The sequence below is a fragment of the Corynebacterium sp. HMSC073H12 genome (genome assembly GCF_001837775.1).
GTDB classification, from domain to species: Bacteria; Actinomycetota; Actinomycetes; order Mycobacteriales; family Mycobacteriaceae; genus Corynebacterium; species Corynebacterium amycolatum.
Genome location: NZ_KV834027.1, coordinates 72,732 through 86,729 on the forward strand (window position 1 = coordinate 72,732; position 13,998 = coordinate 86,729).

The window sequence follows — 13,998 nt, forward strand, 5'->3', positions numbered from 1 at the left end:
ATAAACTCGCACAGTTTCACATTTGCAGCCTGCATTCATACATGCAGCCAGCATTCATACATGCAGCCCGCAATTTTTGCGGTTGTCAGTTTTTTAGGGTGCCCTACTTGCGGAATCGCTGCTTAAACTCGTGACCAGCCAGGCGACCAATCTCCGACCCCAGGTTTTTTACCTGCTGTGAGCGGTGCTTGAATCCCCACTTGGTGACCTGCAGCAGTGACTGCTTCACAAAGCTGCCATCCATCTTGGACTCGCCGTACTCGCGCTCAGTAAAGGTGATCGGAACCTCCTCCACCAAGAAGCCAGCCTGTACAGCCTCAAAAGCGAGCTCGGTCTGGAACAGGTACGCAGCCTTGCCAATGTTGTCGAGATCGAGGGTTTCGAGAACTTCCCGTCGATAAGCACGGTAGCCAGCGGTGATATCCGAGATGCCCGCGCCGAGCGCCAGCGAGATGTAGAGGTTGCCGCCGCGGGAGAGAACCTGACGGCTCATTGGCCAGTTGACGGTCTTGCCGCCCGGAATGTAGCGGGAACCGATGACGACATCGGCACCGTCCTCGAGCTTCTCCAGCAGCAGATGGAACTGCTCTGGTGCGTGGGAGCCGTCGGCATCCATCTCGCAGAGAACCTCGTAGTCTCGCTCGAGACCCCAAGCGAAGCCCGCGCGGTACGCACCCCAGAGACCACCCTTGCCCTCGCGGTGCAGGACGTAGATGTGCTCTTCGCCGTTGTCCGACTTGTCAGCGGCAGCGATTTCATCGGCGAGCTCACCGGTGCCGTCTGGTGAAGAGTCATCGACAACCAAAATGTCGACGCGAGGCTCCGCTGCGCGCAGGCGTGCAATCACGCCCGGCAGGTTTTCCCGCTCGTTGAAAGTGGGAATGACAACCAGCGTCGACTCATTTAGGGCAGTCACTCGTGATTCTCCTTAGTGCATGTTCTGCTCAGTATCCCGGCCATCAACTTCATCTGCGCCTGCCCTGGCATCTCCGCCACGGCGACGCAGGACGGCACCAACCACACAAAGAATACCGAATGCGGTCAGTAGACCTTCAATCCACGTCCCGAAGCGGGCTGCAAAAGTCAGGTGGGCGTACTGAGGCAGAGTTTCAGTGAGTACCTTCTGCTCGAAGATTTTGCTCCGCTTTACGACGTCTCCGTGCGCATCCACAATCGCGCTCACACCGCTGGTTGCGGCGACGGCCGTGGAGCGTTGGAACTCCATGGCTCGCATGCGGCTCATGGCCAGCTGTTGGTAGGTCATGTCGGTGAAACCGAAGGTGGCGTTATTTGTGGGCGTGGCCAGCATGGTTGCGCCGTGTTTGACTGCGTTGCGGAAGGCACCATCGAAGACCACTTCGTAACAGGTGGCCACGCCTAGATTGACCTTCTTTAAACCATCGGTGCCTGGCGTTGTAACCACGGCATCGCCGTTGCCCGGAGTCATGTCTCCGGCGTGAGCGACCATGTCGGAAAAGTGACGTAGCAGTTCGCGGAATGGCATGGTCTCGCCGAAGGGCTGGAGATAGATTTTCTCGTGCTGGTCGCCGGGGCCGGTCTGCGGATCCCAGACCACCATGGTGTTTTGCACCCCATTGGTGTAGGTAAAGGTGCCGACCACGATGGGAGCGCCAATATTCATCGCGGCGTTTTCGATAATGCGTGCCGCTTCCCCATCCGTAAACGGGCTGACATCGGAGGAGTTTTCGGGCCAGATGACGATGTCCGGCTGCTCTTCCTTACCTTGGTGGACACGTCGGGCCAGCTCATTGGTGGCATCGGCGTGGTTTTGCAGGACTGCGCGGCGCTGGGCATTGAACTCTAAACCGAGGCGCGGAACATTGCCCTGGATAACCGCGACACGGGTGTTGTCAGCGGCCGTAGGCTCAGGCAGCGGTTGGGTCCACGCAGGAAGAACCCAGCCGACGAATAACGCTCCCACCAAAAGCGCAGCGGAGGTTGCATAGGAACGTAGCGTGAGCGCGACCAGACCCGCACCAACGCAAGCAGCGAGGAAAGTGACCAATGCAGTGCTGCCGATTGCCACTGCTGGGGCCAGCGGGCCGTCGACCTGCCCCCAGGCAACGCGGAGCCAGGGGAAGCCTCCGAAAGGCCAGCGGGCTAGCAGCGCCTCCCCTGCCACGAGCGCAGCGGCCATGCCAGGGAGCTTCAGCGCGAGGGGGAAACTGGATTGGGCAATCAGCCACATCGCAAGCGCCGCCGGAATTGCGAGCAGTCCCAGCACAATTGAGAGCGCCACGTAGGGGCCAATGCCGACGAAGGAGCCGATCCACGGCAGTGAGAAAAGAGCCGTCGCTGTTGCCCAGCTGAAGCCCACCACTACGCTGGATTTCCAATCGGCTGCGCAGAAGAAGGCAAAAATGAGCAGGGCGAGGCCGATCCAGGCCGTCCACCACCAGCTCATGGGCGCATAGCTTAAGAACTGCAATCCACCAGCGAGGATTGCAATGAAGGCGAGAACGAGGCGCTGCTTTAGTGGGGTAAGCGCGCGAAAGCGCGCCTGCCAGCGATTCGGATTCTCCAGAATGTCTTTCGAAGCGTCTTTCTGAGCGACGTTCCCGTGCTCGCTGGAGCGCGCTTGGCGGTTAGTGTGCACTTGTATAAGAGAACTCTCTACGTTTGCGAGTTTTTGAGTTAGCGCTTGTCGCTGTCGTCCTGGTCATCATCCCAGGCGTTGTCCGGTGCCGGTGGGACGATTTTATCCTGTGGGAAGGCCTTGCCATCCGCACCCGGGAAACCACCAGAGAATCCAGGGAAACCCGAAAAACCGCCAGCGCCAGCACCAGCACCAGCACCAGCGCCAGCTCCTGGAGTACCTGGGTTCATGCCGTACTGAGAGACCACCATCATGCTGCGGTCACTGAAGTTGCGGAGCCCGTTGAGCAGCGCCACCGATCCGCTCTTACGAATCAACCAGCGAGTCGGCGGTAGCACCATGAGGAAACCAACAACCGTGGTGACGACGCCCGGCAGGGCAATCAGCCAGGAGCCTACCAACAGAATTGCCGAGTCAGCCACAAAGTGTCCCGCGCCCTTTGCCGAGCGCTTGATTGCCTCCTCCGGATGCTTCTGTCCGTACTCGGTAAGAGTACGAGAAGTATCCAGCAGCAACTTCTGGTAGATGCGCTTGAACTCGATAGCGGCGAAGACCAACCCCACAATGAACAGGCCCAAAACCAATAGGACGGTCCAGCCGTAGCCAATCCATTCACCGAGTGCGATAAAGGCCGCAATCTCGGCAATGAGGTAAATAATTGTGAACCACTTGCTCATAGTTCCCCAGTGTAACCGCCACTAGATGAGCAAGTGGTTAGGGTTATCGGCCGGTTCTCTTGTCGTCTTCTAGCCGGCTGTAGCGGCAAGTTAGATGACGACTGGCGCTCGCCTACCGGTCAGCGCGCTCCTCTAAGTCGCCCTCTGTATCCAGGTAGGTCTGGCGCAGCAGATCCATGCGTTCCTGGTCGGGGTTTTCCCACATACCGCGCTCGGCGGCCTCCATCAGGCGCTCGGAAATATCGTGCAGAGCCCACGGATTCGACTGTTCAAAGAACTCGCGGTTTTCCGGGTTCGCAACGTACTCGTCGGTAAGCGTTTCATACATCCAGTCATCCATGACCTGTGCCGTCGCGTCGTAACCGAAGAGGTAATCGACCGTTGCAGCCATTTCGAAGGCGCCCTTGTAGCCGTGATTACGCATGGCTTGCATCCAGCGTGGGTTGACTACGCGGGCTCGGAAGACACGTCGCGTTTCCTCGTGCAGGGTGCGGGTGCGCACGGTGTCCGGGCGCGTGGAATCGCCCACATATGCCTCCGGAGCAGAACCCGTCAGCGCACGGACCGTGGCGATCATGCCGCCGTGGAACTGGAAGTAGTCATCGGAGTCGGCGATGTCGTGCTCACGGGTATCGGCATTCTTCGCGGCAACCTGAATACGGCGGTAGGCCGTCTTCATATCGTCAGCAGCCTCTTCCCCATCGACGCCGCGACCGTAGGCGTAGCCGCCCCAGGTCGTGTAAACCTTCGCCAGATCCGCGTCATCGCGCCAGGAACCGGAATCGATCAGCTGCAGCAGACCAGCTCCATAGGTGCCCGGCTTGGAACCGAAGATACGGCGCGGACGCTCCTGCTGGTCGGCCTTCGCATGGGCGCGCACGTAGTTGTCCTCATCGGATTCATCAAGCTTGACGACGAGCTGAAACGCATCATCCAAAAGGTCGATAACATGCGGAAACGCATCACGGAAGAAACCGGAAATACGGACGGTCACGTCAATGCGCGGGCGGCCCAGTTCCTCTAACGGAATCGGCTCAAGGCCGACGATACGGCGAGATGCGTCATCCCACACCGGATGCACACCAATCAGCGCGAGCACCTCGGCGATGTCATCGCCGGAAGTACGCATTGCGGAAGTGCCCCACACCGACAGACCAACCGACTTGGGATACTCGCCGTGGTCGGCGCGATAGCGCTCAATCAGACCATCGGCGAGGTTGACACCGGTTTCCCAAGCCAGGCGCGACGGCACCGCCTTGGGGTCTACCGAGTAGAAGTTGCGGGCAGTCGGCAGTACGTTGACTAGACCGCGCAATGGTGAACCGGAGGGGCCAGCTGGAACGAACTCGCCGTCCAAGGCCGAAAGAATGCGCGGGATTTCCTCGCTGGTAGCGGCCAAGCGCGGGAGAATTTCGTCGCGGGTGAACTGCAGCAGCTCGACAACCTGATCGAGGCCGTTCGGTGCCGCGATATTGGCAAATTCCTCGGAGCCGAGAACATCAGCCGCGATCTGTGCCACTGGTTGGTCAGGATTCTTCACCACGGCAGTCACCAACGCTGTGGCCAGTGCATCGATGGAGTCCACAGTGTGGCGCTCGTCGGAGCCATCCTCGGCCAGGCCGAGAGCTTCACGCAGGCCCGGGAGCGTCTGCTTGCCTCCCCACAGCTGGCGGGCACGCAGCATGGTGGTCACAGTGCCAATTAGAGACTCGTCTTCCGGTGCCTGGCTGAGTATGTGGAGACCACCGCGGATGGCGACGTCCTTAATCTCACAGAGCCAGCCGTCGACATGCATAAGCATGTCATCGAAGACCTCCTCGTCCGGGCGTTCGTCCCAGCCAAGGTCACGGTCCATCTTCGCGGCGGTCAGCAGCGTCCAAATCTCTTGGCGGATAGCCGGCAACTTGGCCGGATCCATGGCGGAGATGTTCTGGTGCTCGTCGAGAAGCTGCTCCAGACGGGTGATGTCGCCGTAAGACTCGGCGCGGGCCATCGGCGGAATGAGGTGGTCGACCAGTGTGGCGTGAGCACGGCGCTTGGCCTGTGTGCCCTCGCCCGGGTCGTTGACCAGGAAGGGGTAAATCATCGGCAGCTCGCCGATGGCAGCATCCGGGCCACAGGAGGCGGAAAGACCGACGGTCTTGCCCGGCAGCCACTCCAGGTTGCCATGCTTGCCCATGTGAACCACGGCATCGGCGCCGAAACCGCCCTCCGCCTGCGGCAGCGACAGGAAGCGGTAGCAGGCCAGGTAGTGATGCGTCGGCGGCAGATCCGGGTCGTGGTAGATACCCACCGGGTTGTCACCGAAACCACGTGGTGGCTGCACCATGACCACGACATTGCCGAAGGTCAGGCCCGCAATGTAGATGTCTTGGGTATCCGGGTGGACGTACAGGGTGCCCGGCGCGGCCCCCCACTTGTCCTGCATGTCGGAGCGGAGTTCCTCCGGCAAGGTAGCGAAAAACTTCTCGTAGGTGGCAGCGGGCAGGCGGAGCTCGGCTGCCTCCATGACCTCTTCGGTTAGCCAATCCGGGTCCTGGCCGCCGGCATCGATGATGGCGTGCATGAACGCATCTGGTTCATCGGCACCATCCTCGGCGGTGGCGTATCCGGGGATTTTGGTGGTGTCGCCGAGGTTGTATCCGGCGTCGGCAAGCGCGTGTAGCACCTTCAAAGTGGATGCTGGTGTGTCCAGGCCGACAGCGTTGCCGATGCGGGCGTGCTTGGTCGGGTACGCAGAGAGCATGACGGCGACGCGCTTGTCGGAATTGGCGATGTGGCGAAGTGCGGCGTAACGGGTGGCGATGCCGGCGAGGCGGTCGCAGCGCTCAAGGTCTGGAACGTAGGAAATGAGCTCGTCGGAGTCGATTTCCTTAAACGAGAACGCGACCGAGATGATGCGGCCGTCGAATTCGGGGACGGCGACCTGGGTCGCGACATCTAGCGGCGACAGACCCTCGTCGTTATCCTCCCACGTCGCCTTGGAGGATGTCAGAGCCAACCCCTGGATGATGGGGATGTTTAGGTCTGCGAGTGCGGCGACATCCCAACCGTCGTCGTCCTGACCGGCCTGCGCGAGCGCCGGGCGGTTGCCGCCAGCGGCGAGCACCGTGGTGATGAGCGCGTCGCAGGAAGCCAGCTCTGCCAGCAGCTCATCGCTGGCGGTGCGCAGGGACGCGGCGAAGATGGGCTTGGCGACGTAGCCACGAGCTTCGACTGCGTCAGCGAGCGCCTCAATATAGTGCGTATTTCCAGCCAGGTGCTGGGCGCGGTAGTAAATAATGCCGACGGTGCCGAGGGAATCTTCCTTGGTCACCTTGGAGCCGCGCTCCAGGAAACCCCAGGCCGGCATGCGAGTGGGCTCTTCAAAGCCAAGACCGGTCAGAAGCAGTGTGTCCGACAGGAAATTGTGCAGCTGTGCGAGGTTTTTCGCGCCGCCTTCCGCCAGGTAGATGTGCGTTTGCGTGGCGACGTTTGCGGGAACTGTCGAGTACTCGGTGAGTTCGGCATCGGGCGCCTGCTCACCCGAGACGAGGACGGTGGGAATACCGGAGTTCACAAAGTAGTCGATGCCGGATTCCCATGCGCGGCGGCCACCGAGAAGTCGGATGATGACGACATCGGCGCCGTCGGCAAGCGTGGGCAAATCATCGTCGAGCAGACGCGCCGGGTTTGCCCAACGGTAGGACACCTCCGGGTTGGCCTGAGCGGCCGCGCGGGCGGACAGAAGGTCGGTATCCGAGGTCGACAGCAGCAGAATCACGGTGTAGTCATTCACTTCCTGGGGAGCAACGCGTCCCCGGTCGGCGGGAGTCTGCCTTCTAACCGATGACGAGGTCTGACTGTGACAGTGGCGCGACCGTGCGGATTTTCACCGAGCTTCTCGTCAGCGGTATGGCAGTGGATTTCTCCATCACTCTACTGCAGCGTCTATTGCTCGAGTTCCAGCGACTGCTCCGCCGGCTGTTCCGGGAAGTGGGACCAGAGGAAGTCGGTGGCATTAGTCAGTTCCGCGAGCATCGGAACGACATGGTTCAGACCCGTCTTCGGCAGTAGCGGCGAAGTCGTGTTTTCGACGTACTCCAGGTCGGTGAAGCCGAGATTCAGCCAGGCATCACGTAGCTTGCGGACCTGGTTGATGGGAATGATGTCATCGTGCTCACCCGAGTAGAGGTACACCGGGGCATTCGGCACGAAGTTGCCGACGCGCTGGCGTGCCAGTTCCTTCTGTACCGGCTCGTAGCGCTTAATTAGCTCACTGAGTGACTCTCCGCTGGTCGTGTACTGGTCAGTGGTTTCAAACGCGTGATGGAAACCCAAGCCGCCCGCACAGTAGTTGCCCACGTTGTCCAGCAGGTTCTTGCCCTCGGGACTGATTTCTTCTTCGAGGACGCGGCGCAGCTCCGGATCTTTATCCAGGACAGAGTTGATTGCCAGCGCAATCGCGGCGGTCAGGGTCGTGCCATCAATCTGGTCGAGGACGTTTGCGAGGTCGGACGGCGGGCCGCCGGCGGCAGAAGCGGCGACGTTGAGCTCCGGAGCGTAGACACCTGCACGCTCAGCGGCTGCAGCGGCTGCGGAGCCACCCTGGGAGTAGCCATAGATTCCCACGGGCGCCTTTTGATCCACGCCTAGCTCGTGTGAGGCAGACACGGCATCAAACAGTGACTGTGCCGAGGCGATATTGTCGACGTAGTCCTGATTACCCTGGTCATTGCGGTGGTGGTCAATCATCACCACAGTCGCACCGCGCTTCAAGTTCGCGACCATCGGAATCGTCTCGTATGGAGCAATAATGTCCATCGGACCGAACTCAATCTTCAACCCGGTCTGCGATGAGACCGACGGGTCGCACTTTTCCGCGCCACCCTGCGTACCCGGCGCGATCGCCACGACCGGACGCGGACCGCTGCCCTTCCACTCTGTCTTCGGAGTTACCACAATGGCCGTGTCCACACTGGGATTGCCGAGGGAATCCGTGGAGTTGTAATGAATACGCTTGGCATCCACATTCCACAGCTTGTCGTTCACCATCATCTTGGCATCCTCGCTGCTGACCAGCGTGCCAGCATTTGCCGTGCGCGACGGGGTCAGCGGCAGAGAATTCAGTGGCGAGGCTGCGGCCACGCGTGCCTGTTCCGGTGTTAGCTGCTTGCCCGTGCCCTCGCTGCCTGACTGCTCATCGTCTTTCTCAATGCCGAGTAGCCTCTCCACATTCGGGTTCGGTACATGGCCGAAACCAGGCAATTCGCGGTTTGCACTTGACGACGACACCTTATCCGTCAGCCCACTATCTGACAGGCCCGGTACGCTTAGTGGCTGAGCGTTTGCAGGTGTAGCCAGGCCGATGGTCATAAGCCCCGCAAGCGCTACCCCGATTCCCGTTCGGATGGTGCGACGGTTTCGTCGTGAAGCAGAGTGCGTCTGTGTCGAGGCATGGCCGGTGCCGACGGTGTCGTTTGCGCGTGCCTCAGTGTCGTGATGTGGCATGAAATCTCCTGAATAACCTCAGATTGAAAAACCCCAATGAAGACTTCCCTTAATTCGGAGGAAGTTAGGTTATGGAAATAATAAGGTTTTAAAAAGGTAAATCGGTGGATTTAGTGAAGAATTTGTATGTTTTTTGCACGGGGCTATCAAAACTCCACTTCAGAATGGTTTCGTTGGGCTGAAAAGGTCCGGATAATGAGCCCCTGTTTTCGGGGGCTCAGCTCTGTGCGTGTTTGCGTATTCTTGGAAGTATGACTGCATCTGATCAAGGAGCTCGTACCCGTCAAGACGGTTGCCCCGGCACCCGAAAGGTTCATATCGCCGCTGATGGCGCGATTGGTCGCCTTCGCTTCCCTGGCGGGTTCCTCCCCGCGCCGGGCTTTGCCGTACTCGCCGATTTGGCCGAGAACTTCGGTGATGGCGATATTCACTTCACTTCCCGCGGCAATGTTCAGATCCGTGGCATCACTAACACCGGCGCATTCGCCGATGCCGCAGAAGAGGAAAAGCTGGTTCCCTCCACGAGCCACGACCGCGTGCGCAACGTTCTTCAGTCTCCACTGTCCGGTCGCGTCGGCGGTAATGCTGATGTCCGCGACTTGGTTCAGGATTTCGACGCGGCGCTCATTGCGGAGCCGTCTCTGGCAACACTTCCTGGCCGCACGCTCATGGCTTTCGACGACGGCCGTGGTGATGTCCTCGGTGAGCGCCCCGACTTCGGCGTTGTCGCCCACGATGAGAACACGTTCGAACTCATCATTGGTGGCGCGACCTCGGGGCTTATTGTCTCGCGTGACGACGTCGTGGAGGTCCTCATCACCACAGCGAAGGTGTGGAATGACAGCCGTGGCTCGGCCTGGCGTATCGCCGAAGCAGATGCGGCCGAGCGCGTTGCTGATGGCGTAGTCGAGGAGCTGGGCGAGCGTGTCCGTCGGCAGGAGCCGACCCCGGCTGAGAACTTCGATGCCACCGCCGGGCTGTCCCGCCAGATCGGTTGGATTGACCAGCCGGATGGGCTGGTTAGCCTGGCCGCTGGCCTGCGCTTTGGTGTCCTCCCGGCGCGTTTGGCCCGAGCTATCTCGCACACGCAGGTTCCAGTTCATATCACTCCGTGGTATTCGCTGATTCTGCACGATTTGGAAGAGGAAGTTGCCGAACAGGTCGTCAAGGTATTGGCGCCCAATGGCCTGATCTTCGACCGGAAGTCCACCTGGCTGCGCGTCAGCGCCTGCACCGGTCGCCCCGGCTGCGAAAAGTCGCTGGCTGACACCCGCGGCGATGCTTCTCATGCAATTGCCGATGGTCGACTACCCGAGGGGCGCGTGCACTTCTCCGGCTGTGAGCGCCGCTGTGGCAAGCCCAAGGGCGGTTACTTCGACTATCTCGCCACCGGGGACGGAGAATACGAAGTCACTGCTGTGGACTAGGCTTTAAGCCTATGAAGCGCTTTGAGTACAACACCGACGGTGCGGATATTTACCGCAACTCGTTTGCCATCATTCGCGAAGAAAGCGACCTTTCCCGCTTCGACGCCGATGAGGAAACCGTCGCTGTCCGAATGATTCACGCAGCAGGTCAGACCGACCTGGCCAAGGACATCGTCTTTTCCACGGGAGCTGTGCGCGCAGCTCGCCAGGCTCTCGAGGATGGCGCTCCTATCTTCACCGATGTCAACATGATCGCCTCGGGCATTACCCGCAAGCGCCTACCTGTTGACAACGAAGTCATCTGCTTGCTGCGTGATGAGCGCGTCCCCGAACTGGCTCACGAACTCGGCACCACTCGCACTGCTGCTGCCGTGGAACTGTGGAAGCCTCGCCTAGAGGGCGCGGTCGTCGCCATCGGCAACGCTCCCACTGCCCTCTTCCACCTGCTCAACCGCATCAATGAGGGATCCTTCCCCATGCCCGCTGCCATTTTGGCCATGCCAGTCGGCTTCGTCGGTGCTGCGGAATCCAAGCAGGCCACTATCGACTCCGGTGCCGACAACTCGGAGCTGAAGTACATCACCGTCACCGGTCGCCGCGGTGGCTCGGCTATCACCTGTGCTGCCCTCAATGCCATCGCCACCGCAAAGGAGATTCTCTAAACCATGTCCGGCTCCTACAGCGCTCAGCCTGGTCATCTCTACGGCATCGGACTCGGCCCCGGCGACGCAAGTCTCATTACACTCCGCGGTGCCGACATCATCCGTACTGCCGATGTTATTGCCTACCATGCCGGAACTCACGGGCGTTCCACGGCTCGCGCAATCGCCGCTGAACTGATTGACGCGCGTGACGACGCCGCCGTGGAAGAGCAACTGCAATACCCGGTGACCACCGGGCGCCCAGCCGACTACCGCGAGCAGCTGGCCGGTTTCTATGCAGAGGCCACCTCTCGCCTGCACAAGCACTTGGCTGCAGGCCGAAGCGTTGCGGTGCTCTCGCTCGGTGACCCGATGCTCTACAGCTCGTACCAGCATCTGCACCACGCTCTCAGTGAAGACTTCCCCACTGAGATTGTCCCTGGCGTGGCCAGCATTACTGCGGCGGCAGCAGAGATTGGCCAGCCGCTCGGCGAGGCTACCGAAATCGTCAGCGTTGTCCCAGCCACTGCAGATTCCGAGCGCATCGCTGCGGTTCTTGATGCCTCAGACTGTGTAGTCATTATGAAGCTGGGGAAAAACGTTGAGAAGGTTCGTACAGCTCTGCAGGCCGCTGGCATGCTCGAGCGCGCCTATGTTGTCGAGCGAGCAACCATGAGTGAGCGCACCAGCTACCCGCTGGCCGACGCTGACCCGGAGAAAGTTCCGTACTTTGCAGTAGCCATCGTGCCTTCCGCTGTCTACGGCACTGAACGGAGTGTTTCTGGGGTTCCTAATGCGCCAGCTGATGCCGCGGCGAGCGATACAGCCACCGATACGGCAATTGAGTCGGCCACCTCAGCGGTCGGTGAAGTCGTAGTTGTCGGCCTGGGCCCGGGTGCTGAGCGCTGGACTACCCCAGAAGTTACCGAGGAATTGGCACGGGCCACGGATCTGGTGGGCTACTCCACCTACATCAACCGAGTTCCTGAGCGCGCCGGGCAACGCCGTCATCTCTCAGATAACCGCGTTGAGGCAGAGCGAGCCACTATGGCGCTGGATATTGCCAGGCGCGGTGGTCGCGTTGCGGTGGTCAGCTCCGGTGACCCGGGGGTCTTCGCCATGGCGGCGGCAGTGTTGGAAGTCGCTGACGACGATATGTGGCGAAACATTCCCGTACGAGTCGTGCCGGGAATGACTGCGGCTCAGGCTGTCGCAAGTCGGGTGGGCGCTCCCCTTGGCCATGACTTTGCGATGCTCAGTCTCTCCGACAGGTTGAAGCCCTGGGAGGTCGTCGTTAAGCGAGTGCGTGCCGTAGCCGGAGCAGACATGGCGTTTGCTGTCTACAACCCGGCGTCCAAATCGCGGAGGTGGCAGATCCGAGAGCTACGCGCATTGGCCATGGAGTATCGCGAGCCGACAACGCCTGTGATTGTGGCGCGGGCAGTTGGCTCGGAGCAGGAAAACGTCACCGTGACCACGTTGGCGGAGTTCGATCCGGACGTCGTCGATATGCGAACAATGGTGATTATCGGTTCGTCGTCGACAAAGGCATACCGTGCTGGCAAAACCACCCGTGTCTACACCGCGCGCCACTACGGTGAGGGTGGCACGAGTGGAACCGGCGAGTTGCTGCGTTAGCCGCTACGCCCGGCGGATGACGGCGTTGTACGCCTCATCCACCGTTGTGGCGACGGTGGCGATATCTGCGCCGGGCAGTTGCGGGCGCTGCACGATAACGACCGGCTTCTTCAGGTCGCGGGCTGCCTCAATCTTGGCGTAAGTAGCAGCACCACCGGAGTTTTTGGTTACCACGCAGTCCACGGCGTAATCCCGCATGAGCTTTCGCTCCGCTGCGACTTCGTATGGTCCACGGCTGAGAATAATCTTCCGATTCTTCGGCAGCGGCGGCGCGGGCTGTTCCACGCAGCGAATGAGGTACCGGCCGTTGGAGTCACCGGCAAATGGAGCAAGCTGCTGACGGCCAATAGTGAGAAACGGGCTGTAGAAACGGTCGGCAACAACGTCCGCGGCCTCCTGCATAGAGGACACCTCAACCCAGTTGTCGCCGGGCTGCCTCTCCCACGCTGGGCGATGTAGCGCCACGAGCGGAAGACCGGTGGCGCGGGCAGCTTCAGCGGCAGATTCGCTGATTCGCTCCGCATAAGGATGCGTGGCGTCGATGATGACTTCGGTGGCATCGGCGATCAGCCATCGCGTGAGCCCCGCGGGACCACCAAAACCGCCGATGCGGACATTGCCGACGGGCAGCTTGGGGTTTGAAACTCGACCAGCCAGTGAAGAGGTGACAAACCAGCCCTCGCCCACTAGGCGCTTGGCCAGGGCGCGGGCCTCAGCAGTTCCACCCAGAATTAGTGCACGCATGGAATGGTCCGTCCGTGTTCATCGCGCGGGCGATCATCGCTGTAGAGGTAGCTATCCGGGAACGCCTCGGCGGTTAGTACCTTGCCGACAATGATGACCGCTGTACGAGTCACACCTGCATCCTTGACCTGCTGCGCAATATCAGAGAGCGTGCCACGGAGAATAACCTGTTCCGGGCGGGATGCGAAAGCGACGACTGCCACCGGACCGTGCTCGCCATAGTGCGGGGTGAGTTCCTTTACCACACGGTCGATGTCATGGGCGGCCAGGTGAATACACAGAGTCGCACCCGTGCGGCCGAAGTTTTCCAGGGTTTCGCCCTCTGGCATCTTGGAAGCACGCCCGGAGATACGAGTCAGCACGACTGACTGGCCGACAGTTGGCACCGTGAGCTCGTGTCCAAGAGCTGCCGCAGCAGCGGAAAAAGCTGGCACACCTGGCACAATTTCGTAGTCAATGTCGAGTTCGCTGAGACGACGGACCTGCTCTGCCAGCGCCGACCACACCGACGGGTCGCCGGACTGCAGGCGTGCGACATCCTTGCCCGCCGCATGTGCCGCTTGAATGGTCTCGATGATGGTATCCAGCGGCATACGCGCGGTATTGATAATCTCTGCGCCCTCGGGGCAGCTCTCCAGTACCTCAGGCGGGACAATCGATCCCGCGTAAAGGCACACTGGGCAGGAGCGAATAAGCCGGTCCGCGCGCAGCGTCAGCAAATCTGCTGCGCCCGGGCCTGCACCGATGAAATACACAGTCATTGT

At 60.6% G+C, this 13,998-nt stretch carries 10 protein-coding genes; 3 read left to right on the top strand and 7 right to left on the bottom strand.

Translation table 11 applies throughout. From position 1 onward, the window contains the following. Positions 1 to 103: 103 nt before the first annotated feature. From HMPREF2708_RS02475 to HMPREF2708_RS02495, 5 genes are all read right to left on the bottom strand, one after another. Positions 104 to 916 carry a polyprenol monophosphomannose synthase gene (locus HMPREF2708_RS02475; protein WP_049170520.1) on the bottom strand — a complete coding sequence of 271 codons (813 nt, stop codon included), beginning with the start codon at positions 914 to 916 and terminating at the stop codon, positions 104 to 106. Positions 917 to 928: 12 nt separating this feature from the next. Continuing rightward, positions 929 to 2,617, bottom strand: coding sequence for an apolipoprotein N-acyltransferase (gene lnt, locus HMPREF2708_RS02480; protein ID WP_070546148.1), 1,689 nt, complete (start codon positions 2,615 to 2,617; stop codon positions 929 to 931). A gap of 38 nt (positions 2,618 to 2,655) precedes the next feature. Next, the gene (locus HMPREF2708_RS02485) at positions 2,656 to 3,294 is read right to left on the bottom strand and encodes an FxsA family protein (protein ID WP_070831884.1); all 639 of its coding nucleotides are present in this window, start codon (positions 3,292 to 3,294) and stop codon (positions 2,656 to 2,658) included. A gap of 112 nt (positions 3,295 to 3,406) precedes the next feature. Then, positions 3,407 to 7,057 carry a cobaltochelatase subunit CobN gene (gene cobN, locus HMPREF2708_RS02490; protein WP_070831887.1) on the bottom strand — a complete coding sequence of 1,217 codons (3,651 nt, stop codon included), beginning with the start codon at positions 7,055 to 7,057 and terminating at the stop codon, positions 3,407 to 3,409. A gap of 167 nt (positions 7,058 to 7,224) precedes the next feature. After that, positions 7,225 to 8,784, bottom strand: a complete 1,560-nt coding sequence (locus HMPREF2708_RS02495; RefSeq protein ID WP_070831890.1) for a lipase family protein — start codon at positions 8,782 to 8,784, stop codon at positions 7,225 to 7,227. Positions 8,785 to 9,035: 251 nt separating this feature from the next. On the opposite strand from HMPREF2708_RS02495, the gene cobG reads away from it, so the two are divergent. Genes cobG through cobJ form a run of 3 tightly spaced genes read left to right on the top strand, consistent with a single transcriptional unit; the run spans position 9,036 to position 12,490 of the window. Next, positions 9,036 to 10,211: a precorrin-3B synthase gene (gene cobG, locus HMPREF2708_RS02500; RefSeq protein WP_070831893.1), complete on the top strand. Its 1,176-nt coding sequence runs from the start codon at positions 9,036 to 9,038 to the stop codon at positions 10,209 to 10,211. Between the two features lie 11 nt (positions 10,212 to 10,222). Beyond that, complete coding sequence (locus HMPREF2708_RS02505; protein WP_070831896.1) at positions 10,223 to 10,873, top strand: precorrin-8X methylmutase; 651 nt, start codon at positions 10,223 to 10,225, stop codon at positions 10,871 to 10,873. A gap of 3 nt (positions 10,874 to 10,876) precedes the next feature. Then, positions 10,877 to 12,490 (top strand): precorrin-3B C(17)-methyltransferase, encoded by a 1,614-nt coding sequence (gene cobJ, locus HMPREF2708_RS02510; RefSeq protein ID WP_070831897.1) that lies wholly within the window; start codon positions 10,877 to 10,879, stop codon positions 12,488 to 12,490. A gap of 3 nt (positions 12,491 to 12,493) precedes the next feature. Here cobJ and HMPREF2708_RS02515 read toward each other — a convergent pair whose 3' ends face one another. Together HMPREF2708_RS02515 and cobM are read right to left on the bottom strand one after the other, a co-directional pair. Next, entirely contained in the window at positions 12,494 to 13,234 is a 741-nt protein-coding gene (locus tag HMPREF2708_RS02515; protein WP_070831901.1) for a cobalt-precorrin-6A reductase, read from the bottom strand. Continuing rightward, a complete protein-coding gene (cobM, locus tag HMPREF2708_RS02520; RefSeq protein WP_070831904.1) occupies positions 13,222 to 13,995 on the bottom strand; it encodes a precorrin-4 C(11)-methyltransferase in 774 nt (257 codons plus the stop codon). Before cobM ends, HMPREF2708_RS02515 begins: the two co-directional genes overlap by 13 nt. Positions 13,996 to 13,998 lie beyond the last annotated feature (3 nt).